Origin of the sequence: Agreia pratensis (assembly GCF_900177685.1) — a bacterium.
GTDB lineage: Bacteria > Actinomycetota > Actinomycetes > Actinomycetales > Microbacteriaceae > Agreia > Agreia pratensis.
The window spans coordinates 778,867-799,077 of the sequence record NZ_FXAY01000002.1; the positions used below are offsets into that span (position 1 = coordinate 778,867).

The window sequence follows — 20,211 nt, forward strand, 5'->3', positions numbered from 1 at the left end:
CTGCGCCGCCTAAACTAACTGGGTGGCGCTTCGACTTTATGACTCGAGAAGTCGGACCTTGTCCGACTTCGTTCCCCTCGTTCCTGACCAGGTGGGGATCTACGTCTGCGGACCCACGGTGCAATCGTCGCCGCACATCGGACATCTGCGCAGCGCATTGGTCTACGACCAGCTCCGTCGCTGGCTTGCCCACTCAGGACATCACGTCACCTTCGTTCGCAATGTCACCGACATCGACGACAAAGTGCTGGTCAATGCTGCGGGCAGCGACGAACAGTGGTGGGCTCTGGCCTACCGCGTCGAACTCGAGTTCACCGCTGCCTACAACGCCATCGGCGTGCTGCCGCCCACCTATGAGCCTCGCGCGACCGCGAGTATCCCCGAGATGCACACGATCATCGGCAGGCTCATCGAGAAGGGCTACGCCTATCCGGCCGACGACGAATCGGGCGACGTGTACTTCGATGCCCGAGCGTGGCCGCAGTACGGCGAGCTCACTCACCAGAGCCTCGACGACATGGCGCCGGCCGCCGATTCCGACCCCCGTGGCAAGCGCGATGTGCGCGACTTCGCTCTCTGGAAGGGGCGTAAACCCGATGAGCCGGAGTCGGCGTCGTGGCAGAGCCCATGGGGCGCTGGACGTCCCGGTTGGCACATCGAGTGCTCGGCCATGTCGACCAAATACCTCGGTGCTCAGTTCGACATCCACGGTGGTGGAATCGATCTTCGGTTTCCCCATCATGAGAACGAACTCGCTCAGTCGACGGCAGCGGGTGACCCGTTCGCGAACTATTGGCTGCACAACGGACTCGTTTCGGTGTCCGGACAGAAGATGTCCAAGTCTCTCGGCAACTCGATCTTTGCCGCAGAGCTCATCGCCTCAGCGCGTCCGCTCGTGCTGCGCTACTACCTCGGCGCAGCCCACTACCGCTCGACTCTCGAGTTCCACGATGGAGCCCTGGCCGAAGCCGAGGCCGCGCTCGGTCGCATCGAGGGGTTCCTCGAGCGTGCCGAGCGTCGTCTCGAAGACACGCGTTTCGCCTCTGACGCCGTGCAGATCATGCCCGACGAGTTCATCGCGGCCATGGACGACGACCTCGGTGTGCCCCAGGCGCTCGGGGTCGTCCATGACACGGTTCGAGCGGGCAACGCGGCCCTCGACAACGAAGACCTCGTCGAGGCGGCGCACGCACTGGGCGCCGTCATCGCGATGACGAGCGTGCTCGGCATCAACCCCCTATCCAGCGAGTGGTCGACGAGCTCGAGCGGAGCGACCGATGTCGCGCTCGCTGCGCTCGTCGAACGACTGCTCGAAGACCGCCAGGCTGCCCGGGAAGGGCGTGACTTCGTCACGGCCGACCGAGTTCGTGATGAACTGAACGCAGCCGGCATCACTATTGAAGACGGTCCCTCGGGATCGCATTGGAGTCTCGATGGCTAAATCAGGAGCGAACAAGCCCACAAGGGCCGGCGCGGTGCGCAAGGCGAGCCGCGGAAAGGCCGTGGGGTCGGGCGGCCAGGGCCGTCAGGCGCTCGAGGGCAAGAAGCCGACGCCCAAGGCGGAGGACCGCCCGTACCACCCCGCCGGAAAGGCGAAGGCTGCCAAGGAGCGGTTCATCGCGGCCGGTGGCAAGGGTGGCCGTGGAGGCAGCAGCCGAGGCGCATCGCAAGACCCGAACCGCAAACCGGCTCCGCGTCGCAGCGCGAAGAACGAAGAGTTCGAGGTCGTGACCGGGCGCAACTCGGTCGTCGAGGCGCTCCGCGCCAAGATTCCAGCGACGGCCCTCTATCTCGCGACTCGAATCGACATGGACGAGCGGGTGAAAGAGGCGCTGGCGCTCGCGACGAACCGCGGCATCCCGATTCTCGAGGTCATGCGCCCCGAACTCGACAGGCTCACGAGCTTCGATTCAGTGCACCAGGGGCTCGCGCTCAAGGTTCCGGCGTACGAGTACGCCCACCCGGTCGATCTGCTCGACCAGGTCATCTCGAGCGGTGAGACGCCTCTCTTCGTCGCGCTCGACGGCATCACCGATCCTCGCAACCTCGGCGCGATCATCCGCTCGACCTCGGCATTCGGCGGCCAGGGTGTCATCGTGCCCCAGCGTCGATCCGTGGGCGTCACCGCATCCGCTTGGAAGACATCCGCCGGCGCCGCGGCGCGCACCCCTGTCGCCATGGCCTCGAACCTCACGGCCACGCTCAAGGCGTTCAAGCAGAAGGGCGTCTTCGTGATCGGCCTCGACGGCGGGGGAGACGTGTCACTGCCCGGTCTCGCGTTCGCTGATGGACCGGTCGTGATCGTCGTGGGCAGCGAGGGCAAGGGACTGTCGCGTCTCGTCACAGAGACCTGTGACGCGATCGTGTCGATTCCCATCACTGCAGCCACCGAGTCGTTGAACGCCGGAATCGCTGCGAGCGTCACGCTCTACGAGATCTCCCGGTTGCGGGCGGCCAAGAAGTAGCTCTCCCCGCCGGTCGGCCATCCTGCGCCGGTCGAGTAGGCCGCCTGCGGCCGTATCGAGACCACCGTGGGGTGGTCTCGATACGCCTGCTCGTACCTTGCGCGGCTACTCGATCACCGCAGAATGGCGCTAGACCTTGAGGCGCCAGTCCTCGTCGTCCTCCGCCTCGACGGCGACCGAACCGGTCTGCACGTCGATGGGCAGAGTGATCGTGCCCGTCGGCGGATCGATGACCGTCGCCTCGTCACGTCGATGACGCAGCACATCGTTGATGTAGGCGTTGAGAGCCTCGGCCAGAGGAATGTCTCGCCCCTGCTGTTCGCTCATGAACCAGCGGTGTTCGAGTAACTGGTGGAACAGCTCGGCCGGCTCGAGCTTGCGCTTCAGATCGCGCGGCACGCTGCGCACGACGGGTTCGAAGACCTTGGCGACCCAGTCGTGGGCCATCATCTCTTCGTCGTAGTCGTCTTTGCTGTAGCGGGCGCTGAAGTCGTCGAGGTCGTTGAGCAGGCGCCTCGCCTGATTCTCTTGAGCGTCGACGCCGGTGAGCCGCAGCAGTCTGCGCTGGTGGTGGCCCGCATCCACGACCTTCGGCTGAATGCGCACGGTCGTGCCCTCGTCGTCGGTCTTGATATCGAGTTCTTCGATATCGAAGCCGAGCTCGTTGAGGCGGTCGACTCGCTGGTTGATTCGCCAGCGCTCGCTCGATGAGAACGACTCCTTGCCCGTGAGCTCGGTCCAGAGCGTTCGATAGGCGGCGAGGATGCCGTTGCTCACCTTGATCGGGTCGAGTTCGTCGTCGACGCGTCCGCCCGCTTCGAGGTCCATCAGCTCACCCGCGATGTTGACGCGAGCGATTTCGAGGTCGTTCTCGCGTTGACCGTTCGAGAGACCGCCCGAGAAGAGCTTGCCTGTCTCTGCATCGACGAGGTAGGCGGCGAAGGCGCCGGCATCGCGGCGGAAGAGCGTGTTCGAGAGGGAGACGTCGCCCCAGAAGAATCCGATGACGTGCAGGCGCACCAGCAGCAAAGCGAGCGCGTCGACGAGGCGGGTCGCGGTGTCGGGTCGCAGCTGTTGTGAGAAGAGCGCACGGTAAGGCAGAGAGAACTTGAGGTGTCGAGTGACCAGAACGCTCGGCAAGGGCTCGCCATCGTCGTTCGTGCGATCGGTGATCACCGCGAGGGGATCGACGCAGGGGATCTCGAGGCTCTGGAGCAGTCTGAGCATCTTGTACTCGCCGCCCGCCATGTCGTCGGTCGTCTCTTTGATCGCGATGACGTGACCGCTGAGATGAGCGAAGCGCACCAAGTGTCGTGACAGGCCCTTGGGGAGGGCTGCGATGTACTGGTCGTCCCACTCGCCGAGGGGAACATCCCACGGCAGGTCGAGCAGGGCGGGGTCGGTGATGGCCGACGTGATGGTGAGGGAACCCCTCATTGCTGCTCCTTGCGGGTGTGCGAGATCGAACGCCGTCTGAAACGCGCGATGCGGATGTTGCGAGGACAAAAAGATCGAGCTCGTCGCCCGTGCACCGTGCCGTTGGGCCGGTGCATCAAGCGACGAGCTCGACTGTGGTGTTCGTGAGAAGCGTCGGTCGGAGACTAGCTCGAGACGACTGCCTTGTTGCCGAGGCGTTCGCCCGACTCGGTGTCGAACACGTGCACGTGGTTCGGCGTGGCCGTGAGGTACACGGTGTCGCCCAGCGACGGGTGCGAGCGGCCATCGACGCGCGTCACGATGTCGGTGCGCTTGCCATCGATCTCCGAGTGACCGTAGAGGTAGCCGTCGGCGCCGAGCTCCTCGACGAGGTCGACCTCGACTGCGAGGCCCTGCCCCTGGGTGGTCGAGACGATGATGTCTTCGGGGCGCACACCCACGGTCACGCTCTTGGCTGTGGCCTGCGACAGCGTCTCGCGGTCGACAGGAACGACCGACGAGCCGAACGCGATTCCACCGTCGACGATGTCGGCGTTGAACAGGTTCATTGCCGGGCTGCCGATGAAGCCGGCGACGAAGACGTTGTTCGGCTTCTCGTACAGGTCACGCGGGGTGCCGACCTGCTGCAGCAGGCCGTCCTTCAGCACCGCGATGCGGTCACCCATGGTGAGGGCTTCGGTCTGGTCGTGGGTCACGTAGACGGTGGTGACGCCCAGGCGGCGCTGAAGGGAGGCGATCTGGGTGCGCGTCTGCACGCGGAGCTTGGCGTCGAGGTTCGACAGCGGCTCGTCCATGAGGAACACCTGCGGCTGGCGCACGATTGCGCGACCCATGGCGACGCGCTGACGCTGGCCACCGGAGAGCGCCTTCGGCTTGCGGCTGAGGTAGGGCTCGAGGTCGAGGAGCTTGGCGGCCTCGAGAACGCGAGTTGCGCGGTCTTCTTTGCCGACGCCCGCGATCTTGAGCGCGAAGCCCATGTTCTCGGCAACCGTCATGTGCGGGTAGAGCGCGTAGTTCTGGAAGACCATGGCGATGTCGCGGTCTTTCGGCGGAACATCGGTGACGTCGCGGTCGCCGATGAGGATGCGACCCTCGTTGACCTCTTCGAGGCCGGCGAGCATACGCAGCGTGGTCGACTTGCCACAGCCGGACGGGCCGACCAGAACGAGGAACTCGCCGTCGGCGACCTCGAGGTCGATCTTGTCGACCGAGGCGCGGGTTGCACCGGGGTAGATGCGGGTAGCTTTGTCAAAAGTGACAGATGCCATGGGTGTTAATCTCCTTCACCGGCAGGTACGTGCCGGACGATCCGTTGTGATGGATTGAACTGAACCGACATCAGTGGCGGTCCATCGCTCATTATGTCACGGATCGAGGCCCCCGAATGAGGCACCCCTGCTGGGCTGTTTGGATATTTCCCAGTTAGGCCCTCTACTCTGGAGTTTCCGGCCGCTTTCGGCCCGATCGATTTTCTCTTCTCTCACCCGGAGTTCTACACGTATGTCTTATGGCTCAGCCGGAGATGGTCGTCTCTCTAAGAACGAACGACGCGAAGCCGCACGCGAAAAGGCGAAGGTTCTTCGCGAGCAGCAGCGCAAGAAAGACCTCCGCAACCGAATCTTCCTCTTCGGAGGCCTCGGAGTCGTGGTCATCGCGATCGGCGTCGCCGTCACGCTGATCATCGTCAGCGCGATCAAGCCGGCCGGTCCCGGCCCCATGAACATGGCCAGCGACGGCGTCACGGTGAGCAAGGGATTCGTCGCCACGACGGCGCCGGCCCAGCCGGCCGATGCCGAACCCGTGGTTCCCACGCCCGACTACTCGAACGGCGTCGTCGATATTCAGGTCTACGTCGACTACCTCTGCCCGTTCTGCGGTCAGTTCGAGTCCACCAACTCCGAGCAGATCGGCAAGTGGATCGATTCGGGTGCGGCGACGCTCACCACGCACCCGCTCGCGATCCTCGACCGGGGATCGCTCGGAACGAAGTACTCGACGCGTTCGGCCAATGCTGCGGCGTGTGTCGCGAACTACTCGCCCGACAGCTTCTTCGCGTACAGCGCGCTGCTGTTCAAGAACCAGCCGGCCGAGAACACCGAGGGTCTCGATAACGCTGCCCTCAAGGGCTATGTCACCGATGCCAAGGCCGACAAGGTCTCGCAGATCGAGAAGTGCATCGACGACACCGAGTTCAAAGACTGGGTGAGCGCGTCGACCGCGCGTGCGCTCAAGGGTCCGCTGCCGAACACGAAGGTCGAGAAGGTCGAAGGAACGCCGACGGTCTTGGTGAACGGCCAGCAGTATTCGGGTTCCCTGACCGACGCCGACGCGTTCTCCGCGTTCGTGCTGCAGGTCGCCGGCGAGGCCTACTCCACGGCCACGCCCGCCCCGACGCCCGAGCCCACCGTCTCGCAGTAGCGAGTCACCAGGAGCGCCTCGCTCGATCGCCGCACATGGCTAGAATGAGGTGTTCCATCTGCCGGCGTGGCGCAATTGGTAGCGCACCGCTCTTGTAAAGCGGGGGTTACGGGTTCAAGTCCCGTCGCCGGCCCCACACACCGCAATGCCCTCGCATCTCCTGAGATGCGAGGGCATTTTTGCGGCCGCGAATGGCCCGTCGAGGTGACGCACATGGCGACCTCCGCGTGAATCGCGCCCGCCATGTGCGACATCTCGCACCGGTTTCGGTCGTGGGGAGTCCGCGACGGTTCAGCCTCTACGGCCGGCGCGACGATCGATGCCGAGCGAGATGAGCAGGATGCTCACGCCGATGATCGACAGGCCGATACCGACCCAGGCGGGCGCGATGTATCCGAACCCCGCTGCGATGACGACGCCGCCCACGAACGCGCCGAGCGAGTTGCCGAGGTTCAAAGCCGAGTGATTGAGGGCCGCAGCGATCGACTGGGAGTCGTGCGCGACATCCATGAGCCTTGCCTGAATCGTCGGGGAAGCGGCCGAGGTGAATGCGCCGATGAAGAAGATCGAGATGAACAGCCCGGGGGCGCTCGATGCCGTGAGTCCGAACGCCAGGCACGCGAGGCCGATGCCCGGCATGAAAATAAGCAGCGCGCGGGAGACGGACTTGTCGGCGGCCCAACCTCCGATGAAGTTTCCGAGGGTCATGCCCACGCCGAACGTCACGAGAACGAGCGGCACGACTTCGGAGCCGAGACCCGTGACGTCGGTCACGACCGGAGCGATGTAGCTGTACACGGCGAACATTCCGCCGAAGCCGATCGACGCCATAGCCAGCGTGAGCCAGATCTGCGGGCGAGAGAACGCTCTGAGCTCGTTGCGGATCGTGCTCTCGGGATTGCCCGCCTGGAGCGGCACGGTGGCGATAATCGCCACGAGCGTCGCCGCGAAGATCACCGTCACGAGCCAGAACGCGCTGCGCCAGCCGAAGTTCTGCCCGAGGTAGGTGCCGATCGGCACGCCGATGACATTCGCGATGGTGAGACCGGAAAGCACGAACGCTACCCCGCGGGCTCGTTTGCCCGGACCCATGAGCGTGGCGGCGACCAGCGAAGCGATGCCGAAATATGCGCCGTGCGGCAGGCCGGAAACGAAGCGCGCGGCGAGGACCCAGCCGAACGATGGCAGAACCGCGGTGGCGAGGTTGCCGATCACGAAGCAGGCGACCAGCACAGTGAGCAGACGCTTGCGAGGCCAGCGAGCCGCGGCTGCCGCGATCGTGGGCGCTCCGACGACGACTCCGAGGGCGTAGGCAGAGATCAGGTGGCCGGCGGTGGCGTTTGCGTCGGCGGAGTTCGAGGCGTAGAGCGTCGGAAGGAGATCCTGCGCGATGTTCGGCAGCAATCCCATCGACACGAACTCGGTGACCCCGATGCCGAAGCCGCCGAGGGCGAGGGCGAGCAAGGCGAACCATCGGCGCCGCGGCGAATACTGCAGATGCCCGACGCGCGACGCGCCGACCGCAGCGGCGTGCCCCTTGTTCGCGGTGCCCGTCGATCGGATGGTCTGGGTGGGTGCGTCGGATTCAGTCACGAGAACTCGATCTTATCCCTTGGAGGGCCGGGGTTCGAATCGATTCGACCGCCATCGGATCACAAGGTCGAGACGTGTCTCCGCACATCGATCCGCGAGCGGCGCCGATCTCTGGGCCGATCGGGATGCCGGCCCGTATAGATCCAGCCCAGCATCTGTTCGCCGGGCTCGAGACGGTGCGCCATTCGCACGGCATCGCTGCGCGTCTGGATGCCCGTGCGCCACATCGCGCCATAGCCTCGCTCGTGCAGCAAAAGGGTGAGCGCATGGGCGACGCCGGATGCCACGGCCTCCTGCTCCCAGTACGGCACCTTCACGCTGGGCCGGGGAGACACGACCACGGCGAGCAGCAGGGGAGCCCTGAACGACTTGCGGATGCTTTTCTCTGCGTCGTGCCCGTGCAGTCCGGAAGCCGCGGCGAGGCTCTCGCCGACTATGCCGCGGGAGTCTCCTCGGATCTCGATAACGCGCCACGGGGCCAGCCCGGAATGGTCTGCGACCTGGCCGGCGGCTTCGACCAGCTCGAGAATCTCTTCGTGGCTGGGCGCCTCGTCGGTGACCTTCGAGCTCGAGCGCCGCTCGTGCAGAGCATCGAAGACGGATGACACTGCGCTACTCGGCGGGATCGAACTCGAGCGAGATCGAGTTCATGCAGTAGCGGTCTCCCGTGGGCGTCTGCGGAGCGTCATCGAAGACGTGCCCAAGATGGGAACCGCAGGCGGCGCAGCGCACCTCGGTGCGCACCATGCCGAGCGTGGAATCGGTGATCAGTTCGACCGCATCGGTCGACGACGGATCGTAGAAGCTCGGCCACCCACAGTGGGAGTCGAACTTCGTCGTGCTGCGGAAGAGCTCTGCACTACATCCCTTGCATCGGTAGATCCCTTCACGGCCCTCGTCGAGCAGTTCGCCTGTCCACGGGCGCTCTGTAGCGGCCTGACGCAGCACGGCGTACTCGTCGGTCGACAATTCCGCGCGCCAGTCCTGATCGCTCTTCTGAACGTCGTAACCCATCGAAATGACACTCCTTCTTCGCTCTCTGATCACGGTGTCGCGATCGGTGAGGCTCTTCCATCATCACAGTAAACTTCTGGCCCATGCCCCTCGAATCCATACCCGCGATCGTGCAGAAGACCTGGAACGAGCTGACCACGACCGAGCTCTACGAGATCATCAAGTTGCGCACTGATGTGTTCTTCGTCGAACAGAGAGTCGATGAGAGCGAACTCGACCGCCGCGACAGCGAGCCGACAACGGAACATCTGTGGATCCCCGGTGAGAACGGCGACGTCGCCGCCTACCTTCGTGTGCTGCGCGACGAGGTGGCGGAGTATGGCGACGCGTATCGCCTGCCCGGCCGTGTGGTGGTCGGTGCCGCTTATCGTGGGCGAGGGCTCGCTCAGCGCCTTCTCGCCCGGGTTGTCGAGATCCACGGCGGGGAGTCCATGCTGTTGCATTCCCAGAGCTACATTCAGGGCCTCTACGCCGCTTTCGATTTCATCGCGGTGGGTGAGGAATTCACCGAGGGCGGTATCCCGCACCGCACCATGTTCCGTGCTGCCAGGTAGGCATCGCGGCATGCCCTGCTCATTCGGCGGATACAGAGGATGCAAACCATAGGATGTGACGACCGGGGCCGGACGGCTCCCGGGCACGATGTGGAGGTCGCGTGGGAGCCGCGAAGAATCTCGATGAGCTGCATGCCAGCGACGCCGCTGCGTCGCAGCTGAGCGCTCGCGATATCGCGATGCTCACGTTCGAGCGCACGTGGTGGAAGCATGCCGGCGCCAAGGAGCAGGCCATCCGCGACGAGTTCGGTCTGTCGGCGGCCCGCTACTATCAACTGCTGGGCGCTCTCATCGATTCGCCCTCCGCCCTCGCCCACGATCCGATGCTCATCAAAAGACTGCTTCGTGTGCGGGATGCCAGGACGGCGGCACGTTCAGTGCGCCTCACGTCCCTCGACGACTAGGACCCGAGACCACACCATGGCCAAGCCTCCATCAGATCGATTCGACACGATCCCTGCCGACCTTCACCGCACCGGCGCGCACCGTGGGCCGCGGCTCAAAGGCAGAGGGTGGATCGCGTTCGCCTGGGCTGCTCTTGCGACAGGCATCATCGTGGCCGGCGGTGTGATCACACTCGCGGTCATCAACGACAGCATCAAATTCGACGACATCCTCGGCGGCACGACGGCGTCGACGCCCACTCCGACCCCCACGCCCACCCCGGAGATCACGCCGGTCCTCGATCCTGCGGTCACGGTGACCGTGCTCAACGGCACCGAGACGGTGGGGCTCGCCGCGAGCGTCGGCGACTCGATGCGCGAGGCCGGATGGGCGGGCATCGGATCGACCGCAAACGCGAGTGCCACCGACTTCAAGACGACAACGGTCTACTACGTCGACCCGGCACACGAGGCTGCCGCCCTGGGTCTGGCGGACTCGCTTTTCGCCAAGGCTACGGCCGATGCTTCAGCCAACGGAGTCACGCTGTCGATCACCTCCATACGGGTCGAGCAGTCCGACCAGTTCCAGGGAGCACAGCTCACGGTCGTGCTCGGTGCAGACTTCCTGGAGCCGTCCGCAGACGGCTCGACGGACGAGCCGGTCAAGTAGCCACCGCAGCTCTGACGCCGGGCTCCATATTTCCGCGATGTTTCCGTCATGTTGAGATGCGGAAACGGATATTCGGTTTCGCCGTCAACGCCTGAATTCGGGTCATTTCGCTGATTAGTATCGGCCTTGGTCGCCCGTGTTCCTGCGGGTGCCCTGACGACACACATTCGGCAATGGGGAGTAACAATGGCGAACGGAACCGTGAAGTGGTTCAACGCTGAAAAGGGCTACGGTTTCATCACCGTCGACGAGGGAGGACAGGACGTCTTCGTGCACTACTCGGCGATCGAGATGGGTGGCTACAAGGTGCTCGAGGAGGGCCAGCAGGTCATCTTCGAAGTAGGTACCGGATCGAAGGGGCCCCAGGCCGAAGCCGTCAGGCTCGCCTAAGCCTCGTCGCTGCGCAACGCGTCGCCGAGAAGCGACGCCCGACACTCTGAACGCCGTCCGCAAAAGCGGGCGGCGTTCGTCGTTGCAGCTTGCACTCGCCTGCCCTGAGTGCCAATATTGTCTTAGCACTCTCTCCAATGGAGTGCTAATTCTTTGATTGTCTCCGGGAGGGACAGAAACACTTATGGCAAAGATCATTGCTTTCGATGAAGAGGCCCGTCGCGGCCTCGAGCGTGGACTGAACATTCTGGCCGACGCCGTCAAGGTCACGCTTGGCCCGCGCGGTCGTAACGTCGTCCTCGAGAAGAAGTGGGGCGCTCCCACCATCACGAACGACGGTGTTTCGATCGCTAAAGAGATCGAGCTCGACGACCCGTACGAGAAGATCGGTGCCGAGCTCGTCAAAGAGGTCGCCAAGAAGACCGATGACGTCGCCGGCGACGGTACGACCACGGCCACCGTGCTCGCCCAGGCGCTCGTCCGCGAAGGCCTGCGCAACGTCGCGGCCGGCGCCGACCCCATCACGCTGAAGCGCGGCATCGAGAAGGCCGTCGCCGCTGTGACCGCCGAGCTCGTCGCCAACGCGAAAGAGATCGAGACGAAGGAAGAGATCGCCGCTACCGCATCGATCTCTGCTGGAGACCCCGAGATCGGCGCGCTGATCGCCGAGGCGATCGACAAGGTCGGCAAAGAGGGCGTCGTCACGGTCGAGGAGTCGAACACGTTCGGCACCGAGCTGGAGCTCACCGAGGGCATGCGCTTCGACAAGGGTTACCTGTCGCAGTACTTCGTGACCGACCCCGACCGCCAGGAAGCCGTCTTCGAAGACCCCTACATCCTGATCGTCAACAGCAAGGTCTCGAACATCAAGGACCTGCTGCCGATCGTCGACAAGGTCATCCAGAGCGGCAAGCAGCTGCTCATCATCGCCGAAGACGTCGACGGCGAGGCTCTGGCCACGCTCGTGGTCAACAAGATCCGTGGCATCTTCAAGTCGGTTGCCGTCAAGGCGCCTGGCTTCGGTGACCGCCGCAAGGCTCAGCTGCAGGACATCGCGATCCTCACCGGTGGACAGGTCATCTCTGAAGAGGTCGGCCTCAAGCTCGAGAACGTGACCCTCGACCTGCTGGGTAAGGCCCGCAAGGTCGTCATCACGAAAGACGAGACCACGATCGTCGAGGGTGCCGGCGACGCCGACGCCATCGCCGGACGCGTTCAGCAGATCCGCAACGAGATCGACAACACCGACAGCGACTACGACCGTGAGAAGCTCCAGGAGCGTCTCGCGAAGCTCGCCGGTGGCGTCGCCGTCATCAAGGCCGGAGCCGCGACCGAGGTCGAGCTCAAGGAGCGCAAGCACCGCATCGAAGACGCCGTGCGCAACGCCAAGGCAGCAGTCGAAGAAGGCATCGTCGCCGGTGGTGGCGTCGCCCTCATCCAGGCCGGCAAGACCGCGTTCGAGAAGCTCTCGCTCACGGGTGATGAGGCGACCGGTGCAAACATCGTTCGCGTTGCCATCGATGCTCCGCTGAAGCAGATCGCTCAGAACGCAGGCCTCGAGCCTGGCGTCGTCGCTGAGAAGGTTCGCAACCTGCCCGTCGGACACGGCCTCAACGCCGCGACCGGCGAGTACGTCGACATGCTGGCCGCCGGCATCAACGACCCGGTGAAGGTCACGCGCTCCGCGCTGGTCAACGCCGCGTCGATCGCCGGTCTGTTCCTCACCACCTCGGTGGTCGTGGCAGACAAGCCCGAGAAGGTCGCGGCTCCGGCCGGCGACCCCACGGGTGGCATGGACTTCTAAGTCCCCTCGTCTGATCAGACACTGGTCTGAAGAGACAACACAAGCGGGCGACTCCTTCGGGAGTCGCCCGCTTCGTCGTATGCGGCGACTGAACCGAGGCTCTGCCCGCTAAGCCGAAAACATGCGCACGTTCTGCAGTTCGACATCGGCGTAGGTCTGAGCCGCCGCGGAGAGCGCCTGCGTGATCGAGGCGAGGCTTTCTTCGACCCGAGTCTGGGTGCCTCGCCAATCGAGCACGACAGCCTGAAACGCCACCGCTGCCTGGCCGGTCCAGCTGCCTTCGAGAGCGGTCAACTGACCGTGCATTGCGGTGACGTCGGCCTGAATGCGTTCGATCGTGCTTCGGATGGATGAGGCGCTGGCGCTGACCGCCTCGCTGTCGACCTGGTACTGACTCATGATGAATGCCTGCTCTTTCGTCTCTGCTGCACTGACGCCGATGGATCGATCGGCAGCAGCAACGGTAGACGCGAGGGGCTTCAGGTCAGGAGATCGAGCCGGAGTCTGTGGATGGGTGCGCGGAGTTCTGTTCTATGAGGAGAGGAAGCGATACGCGGAAGGTCGCCCCACCGCCCTCCGTCTCGAGCGCACGAACGGTGCCGCCGTGAGCGGCAACGATCGACGAGACGATCGCGAGGCCGAGGCCACTGCCGCCTGTTTCGCGAGTACGTGAGCTGTCGGCCCGCCAGAAACGCTGGAAGATCTTCTCGCGGATCTGGGGTGGGATGCCCTCTCCGTGGTCGATGACGTCGACCGTGGCCAGCCGATTGCGCTCGTCGACGCTGACCGCCAACTCGATCGGGCTGTCGTCCGAGGTGAATCGCAGCGCGTTGCCGATGAGGTTGGCGAGCACCTGGCGGATCTTGTTCTCTTCGGCCATTACGAGAGGTTGAACCGCGTCTTCATCGTCGGCGTGCTCGAGCTCGAATGACGGAGTCACCGTCGCGGGCAGCACAACACCGTCTGGCGTGGTGGGAGTGGTGGGCCCCGGTCGTCCGCTGCGGCGGCGAAGCCGAGCGAAAGCCGACGAGAAGGGGATCGACCCCGTAGAAGCTTGGTCGGGCGATGAAGCGCCACCGGCCTCGCCCTCGCCCTCGCTCTCGAGCGACACGGCGACCGCCGGGTTGAACGTGATCACGGGGTCGGACGGACGAGAGGTGGAGACGCGGATGACGCGTCCCGGACTGGAGGCGCGCGCGTCGAGGGCGGCGTCCATGGCGATGGGAATGAGGTTGACAGGGCTGAACTTCAGCGGCTTGGTCTCGTCGAGGCGCGCGAGCTCGAGAAGATCCTCGACGAGCGAGCCCATGCGGATGGCCTCTTTCTCGATGCGGTCCATCGCCTGGCCCACGTCCTCGGGAGTCTGCAGGGCACCCATGCGGTAAAGCTCGGCATAGCCGCGCACCGACACCAGGGGAGTGCGCAACTCGTGGCTGGCATCGCCGACGAAGCGGCGCATCTGCTCGATCGTCCGAGCTCTGTCGTCGAAGGCCCTGTCGATGCGGCTCAGCATGGTGTTGAGCGATCTGTTGAGCCGCCCGACTTCTGTATTGGGAGTCTCGACCGCCATGCGTTGGCTGAAGTCGCCGCCGTCGGCGATTGCGGCCGCTGTGCGCTCGACCTGCCTGAGGGGAGCGAACGTGCTGGTGACAAGGAGCCGAGTGAGCATTGCACCGAGCACGACCACACCGATGCCGAACGCCAAGAAGATCGAGAGGTAGGTCGTGGTGGTGTTCTCTGTGTCTTCCAGCGACTGGGCGATCACGAGCGTGTTGTTCGTGCCATAGCCGTCGACCGGCAGAACCAAGGAGACGGCGAGCCAATCCGCAGAGCCCTTGGTGCTGTGCACGGTGAATCGGGCGCTGCCCAGGGCCGTGGCAGTCGCCATGTCGATACCCGTGACTTGGGGAGCAGGCATGCCGGTGCCGCCCCAATTAGTGACCTGAGGCTGACCGTCGGCATCGAGCAGAGCGACGAAGTAGGTCTTGGGGGCCGAGCGAACGTCGTCGCGGTCGAAGCCGCGCTGGGTGGCACCCGGACCGAGCACCGAGGTGGGCTCCGCATACGCGTTCTCCAGCCGCTGCTCTACCTGATTCATCAGATAGGTGCGCAGTACGGCCATGGTGCCGATGCCCGACACGACGAGACCGAAGGTGAGCATCAGCACCGTCACGCCGGTGATCTTGTTGCGCAAGGAGATCGCGTTCCAGCGCCTGAGGATTATGTGCTGCATGTCGCAGATCAGATTACGCCAGGCGGCTGGGTAAACCGCCCTATGCCTTCGATACCTTCAGCATGTACCCGAAACCGCGCTTGGTCTGAATGAGCGACTCCTCGGAATGCGCATCGAGCTTGCGGCGCAGGTACGAGATATAGCTCTCGACGATGCCGGCGTCGCCGTTGAAGTCGTATTCCCAGACGTGGTCGAGGATCTGAGCCTTCGACAGGACGCGGTTCGGATTCAACATCAGGTAGCGCAGCAGTTTGAACTCGGTGGGACTCAGCTCGATGGCCTCGTCTCCCACATAGACCTCGTGGGTGTCCTGGTCCATCGTCAGTTCGCCGGCGCGGATGATGGCGTCTTCGTCGGCCTGCATCGTGCGACGCAGAATCGCCTTGATGCGAGCGACGATCTCATCGAGGCTGAACGGCTTGGTCACGTAGTCGTCGCCGCCGACGGTGAGGCCGGTGATCTTGTCTTCGGTGTCGTCCTTCGCCGTGAGGAACAGGATCGGGGCGGTGTAGCCGGATGCTCGCAGCCGCTTCGTGACGCCGAAACCGTTCATGTCGGGCAGCATCACGTCGAGGATGATGAGGTCGGGTTCCTCTTCGAGGACGGCGGAGATGGTCTGCGCGCCATTGGAGACGGCGCGCACGGCGAAGCCAGCAAAACGCAGGCTCGTGGTAAGCAGGTCGCGGATGTTCGGTTCGTCATCGACGATAAGGATTCGGGGTCCAGTCATGAGATTAGTATCTGCGGGTATTCTGAACGTTATCTGGGAGTAGTTGGGGAACAAAAGTCAACTTTCCTGGGAGCCCTGATGGCGTTGGTGGTGCGCGCAGCCGCGGACTACGATCGTGCGGTGCCTTTCTCCACTGCCCTGACCGATGAGATCACTCTGCGGCTACTCCGAAGCGACGATGCCGACGCGGTGGCGCAGGCATACAGCCGCAATCGGCGGCACCTCGCTCCATGGGAGCCGGAGCGCGCACAAGAGTTCTTCACCGCCGCGCATCAATCGACCGTCGTGGCAACCCAGCTCGCCCAATACGAGGCCGGAACAGGGCTGCCCCTCGTGCTCGCGTCAGGTGATCGTGTCGTCGGGCGGGTGAATCTGTCGAACATCGTGCGGGGCCCGTTTCAGAGCGCCAGCGTGGGCTACTGGATCGACGCGTCGGAGACGGGCCGAGGCCTTGCGACCGCTGCCGTCGATGCCCTTGTCGCCCACAGTCGAGACGATCTGGGGATGCACCGCCTCGAGGCGAGCGTCCTTCTCCACAACGCGGCATCGCGGCGTGTGCTCGAGCGGGCGGGTTTCCAGTCGATCGGAATCGCCCCGAACTACCTGCAGATCGCGGGTCGCTGGCAGGACCACCTGCTCACGCAGCGCATCCTGTACTGATGCTCTCGCGTCAGAGGGCAGGCTGCGGACTCAGCGCGTCGGCGTCGAGGATCGTGTAGCTGTAGCCCTGTTCGGCGAGAAAGCGCTGGCGGTTCTGAGCGAAGTCTTGATCGACCGTGTCGCGGGCTACCAGTGTGTAGAAGTTGGCGGAGAGCCCCGACTCCTTCGGTCGCAGCAGGCGACCGAGGCGCTGTGCCTCCTCCTGGCGCGACCCGAATGATCCCGACACCTGAATGGCGACGCTCGCCTCGGGCAGGTCGACCGAGAAGTTGGCCACCTTGCTCACCACGAGGATGGGCTCGGTTCCGTCGCGGAACGCCTCGTAGAGCCGCTCGCGTTCGGCGACCGGAGTGGCGCCGGTCAGCGACGGTACACCGAGCTCCGTTTCGAGCTGCTGCAGCTGGTCGAGGTATTGCCCGATCACCAGGATGCGCTCGCCGGAGTGTTTCTCGATGAGCCGTTTGACGACATCCAGTTTCGCGGGAGCCGTCGCGGCGAGTCGATACCGTTCGTCGTCGGCCGAGGCCGCGTACTCCAGCCTCTCGTTCTGAGGCAGGTCGATGCGCACCTCGAAGCACTCCGCGGGCGAGATGAAGCCCTGGGCCTCGATCTCCTTCCACGGGGCGTCGAACCGCTTGGGGCCGATGAGGCTGAACACGTCGCCCTCGCGCCCGTCTTCGCGAACCAGAGTGGCTGTCAGGCCGAGGCGGCGGCGGGCCTGCAGCTCTGCGGTGAGCTTGAACACGGGCGCCGGCAACAGGTGCACCTCGTCGTAGACGACGAGTCCCCAGTCGAGGGCGTCGAGCAGTTCGAGGTGCGCGTAGGCGCCCTTTCGCTTTGCCGTGAGGATCTGATAGGTCGCGATGGTCACGGGCTTGACCTCTTTGAGCTGGCCCGAGTACTCGCCGATCTCGTCTTCGGTCAGCGTCGTGCGCTTCAGGAGTTCACTGCGCCACTGGCGAGCCGAGACCGTGTTGGTCACGAGAATGAGGGTATTCGTCTTCGCGGTCGCCATCGCTCCGGCGCCGACGAGGGTCTTGCCCGCGCCGCAGGGAAGGACGACGACGCCGGATCCCCGCTCGAAGAAGTTGCTCACGGCGAGCTTCTGATAGTCGCGCAACGCCCAGCCGTCTTCGTGGAGAGCGATCTCGTGAGGAGTGCCCGGCGTGTATCCGGCTCGATCGTCGGCCGGCCAGCCGAGCTTGGTCAGTTCTTGCTTTAGCTGGCCGCGTGCCCACGGGGCAACCGCGTATGTGTCGGGTGAGCGTCGCTCGACGAGCAGTGGCGCGATCTTCTTGCCGGATGCGATCTGGCTGAGCACCGCGGAATCGGTGGCGCGCAGCAGGAGACCGCCCTCGTCGTCGCGCTCGATGATGAGACGCCCGTACCGTGCAACGGTCTCTTCGATGTCGATCGAGACGGCCTGGGGAATAGGGAACTTCGAGTAGCGCTCGAGGGTTCCGAGGATCTCGGCTGCCTCGTGGCCCGCCGCTCTGGCGTTCCACAGCCCCAACCGCGTGATGCGGTAGGTGTGGATGTGCTCGGGAGCGCGCTCGAGCTCGGCGAACACCGCGAGCTCGTGGCGGGCGCTCTCGGCGTCGGGATGCGCGACCTCGAGAAGGACGGTGCGGTCGCTTTGGACGATCAATGGGCCAGACGGCATAACGAACGAGTCTACCGGCTGCAGGACCCGACGTGCCCTTGACGCATGGGGCTTGCGTGTTACGGGGCGGGAGCTACGGCGGTGATGTTGCGCAGCGGAAGCGTGCGCTCCACTCCGGCCTTTTCGTCGATCGCCCGGAGTCGGCCGGCCGCCAGAGACAGGGGAGTGACGAGGAAGACCACGGTCTTGTCGTCGGGCATGCCCACGCTGACCGCGAGGGGACTCTTGGCCTTGATGGCGACGTCGAGCTGGCGAGCAATCCACGCCTCGGGCGCGTCATCGACGGCATGCGCGGATTCGCGCAGCCGAGCGACGAGATCGACGAAGGGGCGCGGCTTGGGGGCAGGTGCCTTCTGCCACGTGCGGGCGCGCACCGGCGCGAAGGTGGCTCCGGATGCTTGTTCGGCCACGATGGGATACCTCGCGTCGGAGATCATCCAGAACAGCGTCTCGAAAGGGAACCGGCTCGTGAGTCTGTCGCCGCCGTCGTGCTCGAGGCCGAGGGAGGCGAGGCCATGGTCGACCGCAAGGGTGCTGAGCAGGGCGTCGTCGTCGCTGCGCACGTAACTTCCGATGCCGCGGAGTTCGTCTTCGGGGCTCGCCGCTCCCGCCCGCAACCTGCCGTAGCGCGAGCTGGCCTCGGTGACCAGGTATTCGACGGGCTGGGGAACGCCGGTGAGCGACACCGCGCGGAAGAACGCGAGGATGCCCTCGGCCGTCTCGCCCTCGGCCAGCGCGCGGGTGACGCTCGCGGCTGAGATGCGATAGGTGGATGCGAGACCGCGGCCCTCGATGTCGGCCAGCGTTCGCAGCCGCACGTCGACATCCGGAGTCAGCGGCCCCGGAGCGATGACGGTGAGGTCGTGCTGGAGATAGACATTCGACACCTCGGCCGGCAGGAGCGCGGCTGCGACCTCGGAGAGGGGCTCGGTGGTGTTGTCGAGGAGTGCTCGAGCCGCGGCGCCGGGGTAGCCGTTTGCCGTGATGCCGAGATATTCGGCACTGTCGAGCACGAACGCGACACGTCGACGGAGCGGTTCTCCTCCGGCGGGATAGAGGTAGGCGATGGTGCGCTGGGCGTCGTCGCCCCAGGGGCGGCGACTGCGGGAGCGCAGAACCTCGCCGATGTCGTGGGCGAGAGCGTCGAGCCACGATGTCGCGAGGGCGATCCACCTCTCGGCAGAACCCTTCAGCAGCCAGGGCAGGGCGTCGTCGGTCGCCGTCCAGAGAAGATCGTCGAGGGTCACGAGGCCTGCTCGGCGAGCGATGCGCAGCAGGGCATCGAGGTCATTGGGCTCGATGCCCAAAGAGGCGAGCAGCCTCTTCGCATCGGGCGCGGCGACGCCTCCCTTAGCGAGTTCTCTCACGGGAGTCGCTCGGAGTTCGTGCAGCAGTTCAGCGATGCCCGCCGTCGCGGTGAACGCGCGCTCGGCGGCCATCCGGTCGCTTGTGTCGCGCTGAGGTGCGAGGTCGGTGTCTTCTGGAGCCGGCTCGTCGGCAAGCTGCTCAGGCGACGGAAGACCGCGGGACGGCCACGACTCGAGAACGCGGGTGACAGCATCCAGGGCCCGGCCCGGCGTCTGACCATCGGTCAGAAAGAGGCGAGCGGCCGGCTCGAGGTCGGCCGGCACGGCCGCAGACGACGGATGCGCGAGGGCCGCGAGAGTGCGGCGGGGGAGTGTGGCGAGTGCGGTGTCGATGGAGGCCGAGTCGAGGAGCCGGTCGGCGAGGTCGAAGAAGTCTTTGATGCCGCGGGCATCATTCAGGCGCTGGGAAACGAGCGCGACGAGTGCGTCGTCTTCCAGGAGCTGGAGTCGACCGGCGAGAGCGAGAGTGTCGCTCATCGAGGCTTCGGTGCCTCCTTGGCACGGCGGCGAAGATTCATGAACAGCAGCACGAGAATGAGCACCAATCCGATGGGGAGCCCGATCAACGGGAAGATCACCACGATGGGCCACACGCCCTGCGACAACGCCTCGCCGCGTACTCCCGCCAACGATGCGATGAGGAACGACGCGAAACAGAGCAGCGACGCCCCGATGATGCCGGCGATCATGAAGGCCAGGATGCGCTCGCTCGAGCGAATAGGCGGTGTCTCGTTGTCTGTCACACCTCCAAGGATACGGTCTCCGCGCAGGCCGGTTAGGCTATCGTGTGCCCGCCAGCCACGTGGCGGTCAGTATTCACACGAGGAGAT

The 20,211-nt window shown here is 64.9% G+C and carries 20 protein-coding genes and 1 tRNA gene; 10 read left to right on the forward strand and 11 right to left on the reverse strand.

From position 1 onward, the window contains the following. Positions 1-22 precede the first annotated feature (22 nt). Together cysS and rlmB are read left to right on the forward strand one after the other, a co-directional pair. Positions 23-1,441: a cysteine--tRNA ligase gene (gene cysS, locus B9Y86_RS09140; protein WP_085485081.1), complete on the forward strand. Its 1,419-nt coding sequence runs from the start codon at positions 23-25 to the stop codon at positions 1,439-1,441. Beyond that, a complete protein-coding gene (gene rlmB, locus B9Y86_RS09145) occupies positions 1,434-2,465 on the forward strand; it encodes a 23S rRNA (guanosine(2251)-2'-O)-methyltransferase RlmB (RefSeq protein ID WP_085485083.1) in 1,032 nt (343 codons plus the stop codon). The genes cysS and rlmB overlap by 8 nt, the downstream gene beginning before the upstream one ends. 129 nt (positions 2,466-2,594) lie before the next feature. On the opposite strand, the gene B9Y86_RS09150 is transcribed toward rlmB, so the two are convergent. Beyond that, entirely contained in the window at positions 2,595-3,902 is a 1,308-nt protein-coding gene (locus B9Y86_RS09150) for a DUF4032 domain-containing protein (protein WP_085485085.1), read from the reverse strand. A gap of 164 nt (positions 3,903-4,066) precedes the next feature. Then, positions 4,067-5,170, reverse strand: a complete 1,104-nt coding sequence (locus B9Y86_RS09155) for an ABC transporter ATP-binding protein (RefSeq protein WP_085485087.1) — start codon at positions 5,168-5,170, stop codon at positions 4,067-4,069. 232 nt (positions 5,171-5,402) lie between these two features. On the opposite strand from B9Y86_RS09155, the gene B9Y86_RS09160 reads away from it, so the two are divergent. Both B9Y86_RS09160 and B9Y86_RS09165 read left to right on the forward strand, forming a co-directional pair. Continuing rightward, the gene (locus tag B9Y86_RS09160; RefSeq protein ID WP_085485089.1) at positions 5,403-6,320 is read left to right on the forward strand and encodes a DsbA family protein; all 918 of its coding nucleotides are present in this window, start codon (positions 5,403-5,405) and stop codon (positions 6,318-6,320) included. Positions 6,321-6,380: 60 nt separating this feature from the next. Beyond that, positions 6,381-6,456, forward strand: a tRNA-Thr gene (locus B9Y86_RS09165). A 155-nt stretch (positions 6,457-6,611) separates the two neighbouring features. On the opposite strand, the gene B9Y86_RS09170 is transcribed toward B9Y86_RS09165, so the two are convergent. The 3 genes from B9Y86_RS09170 to msrB all read right to left on the reverse strand — a co-directional run bounded on the left by B9Y86_RS09170 (position 6,612) and on the right by msrB (position 8,927). After that, positions 6,612-7,817 (reverse strand): MFS transporter, encoded by a 1,206-nt coding sequence (locus B9Y86_RS09170; protein ID WP_228515845.1) that lies wholly within the window; start codon positions 7,815-7,817, stop codon positions 6,612-6,614. A 155-nt stretch (positions 7,818-7,972) separates the two neighbouring features. After that, complete coding sequence (locus tag B9Y86_RS09175; RefSeq protein WP_085485093.1) at positions 7,973-8,521, reverse strand: nitroreductase family protein; 549 nt, start codon at positions 8,519-8,521, stop codon at positions 7,973-7,975. A 4-nt stretch (positions 8,522-8,525) separates the two neighbouring features. Further along, complete coding sequence (gene msrB / locus B9Y86_RS09180) at positions 8,526-8,927, reverse strand: peptide-methionine (R)-S-oxide reductase MsrB (protein WP_085485095.1); 402 nt, start codon at positions 8,925-8,927, stop codon at positions 8,526-8,528. Between the two features lie 83 nt (positions 8,928-9,010). Between msrB and B9Y86_RS09185 the strand changes: the two genes are divergently transcribed. The 5 genes from B9Y86_RS09185 to groL all read left to right on the forward strand — a co-directional run bounded on the left by B9Y86_RS09185 (position 9,011) and on the right by groL (position 12,728). Continuing rightward, positions 9,011-9,481: a GNAT family N-acetyltransferase gene (locus tag B9Y86_RS09185; RefSeq protein WP_228515787.1), complete on the forward strand. Its 471-nt coding sequence runs from the start codon at positions 9,011-9,013 to the stop codon at positions 9,479-9,481. Between the two features lie 101 nt (positions 9,482-9,582). Next, the gene (locus B9Y86_RS09190; protein ID WP_085485097.1) at positions 9,583-9,885 is read left to right on the forward strand and encodes a DUF3263 domain-containing protein; all 303 of its coding nucleotides are present in this window, start codon (positions 9,583-9,585) and stop codon (positions 9,883-9,885) included. A 16-nt stretch (positions 9,886-9,901) separates the two neighbouring features. Continuing rightward, positions 9,902-10,534 carry a LytR C-terminal domain-containing protein gene (locus tag B9Y86_RS09195; protein ID WP_085485099.1) on the forward strand — a complete coding sequence of 211 codons (633 nt, stop codon included), beginning with the start codon at positions 9,902-9,904 and terminating at the stop codon, positions 10,532-10,534. Between the two features lie 186 nt (positions 10,535-10,720). After that, positions 10,721-10,924, forward strand: coding sequence for a cold-shock protein (locus B9Y86_RS09200; protein WP_085485101.1), 204 nt, complete (start codon positions 10,721-10,723; stop codon positions 10,922-10,924). Between the two features lie 184 nt (positions 10,925-11,108). Then, positions 11,109-12,728, forward strand: coding sequence for a chaperonin GroEL (gene groL, locus B9Y86_RS09205; RefSeq protein WP_085485103.1), 1,620 nt, complete (start codon positions 11,109-11,111; stop codon positions 12,726-12,728). Between the two features lie 108 nt (positions 12,729-12,836). Here groL and B9Y86_RS09210 read toward each other — a convergent pair whose 3' ends face one another. The 3 genes from B9Y86_RS09210 to B9Y86_RS09220 form a co-directional block, all read right to left on the reverse strand. After that, positions 12,837-13,127, reverse strand: a complete 291-nt coding sequence (locus tag B9Y86_RS09210; protein ID WP_085485105.1) for a WXG100 family type VII secretion target — start codon at positions 13,125-13,127, stop codon at positions 12,837-12,839. 85 nt (positions 13,128-13,212) lie between these two features. Continuing rightward, positions 13,213-14,961 carry a sensor histidine kinase gene (locus B9Y86_RS09215; RefSeq protein WP_085485107.1) on the reverse strand — a complete coding sequence of 583 codons (1,749 nt, stop codon included), beginning with the start codon at positions 14,959-14,961 and terminating at the stop codon, positions 13,213-13,215. Positions 14,962-15,001: 40 nt separating this feature from the next. Next, positions 15,002-15,691: a response regulator transcription factor gene (locus tag B9Y86_RS09220; RefSeq protein WP_055777739.1), complete on the reverse strand. Its 690-nt coding sequence runs from the start codon at positions 15,689-15,691 to the stop codon at positions 15,002-15,004. Between the two features lie 120 nt (positions 15,692-15,811). Between B9Y86_RS09220 and B9Y86_RS09225 the strand changes: the two genes are divergently transcribed. Continuing rightward, positions 15,812-16,351: a GNAT family N-acetyltransferase gene (locus B9Y86_RS09225; protein ID WP_244894690.1), complete on the forward strand. Its 540-nt coding sequence runs from the start codon at positions 15,812-15,814 to the stop codon at positions 16,349-16,351. Between the two features lie 10 nt (positions 16,352-16,361). On the opposite strand, the gene B9Y86_RS09230 is transcribed toward B9Y86_RS09225, so the two are convergent. Genes B9Y86_RS09230 through B9Y86_RS09240 form a run of 3 tightly spaced genes read right to left on the reverse strand, consistent with a single transcriptional unit; the run spans position 16,362 to position 20,124 of the window. After that, a complete protein-coding gene (locus tag B9Y86_RS09230) occupies positions 16,362-18,014 on the reverse strand; it encodes a DNA repair helicase XPB (RefSeq protein ID WP_085485111.1) in 1,653 nt (550 codons plus the stop codon). A gap of 59 nt (positions 18,015-18,073) precedes the next feature. Next, positions 18,074-19,858, reverse strand: a complete 1,785-nt coding sequence (locus B9Y86_RS09235; RefSeq protein ID WP_085485113.1) for a helicase-associated domain-containing protein — start codon at positions 19,856-19,858, stop codon at positions 18,074-18,076. Next, positions 19,855-20,124 (reverse strand): hypothetical protein, encoded by a 270-nt coding sequence (locus tag B9Y86_RS09240; protein WP_085485115.1) that lies wholly within the window; start codon positions 20,122-20,124, stop codon positions 19,855-19,857. The genes B9Y86_RS09235 and B9Y86_RS09240 overlap by 4 nt, the downstream gene beginning before the upstream one ends. Between the last annotated feature and the right edge of the window lie 87 nt (positions 20,125-20,211).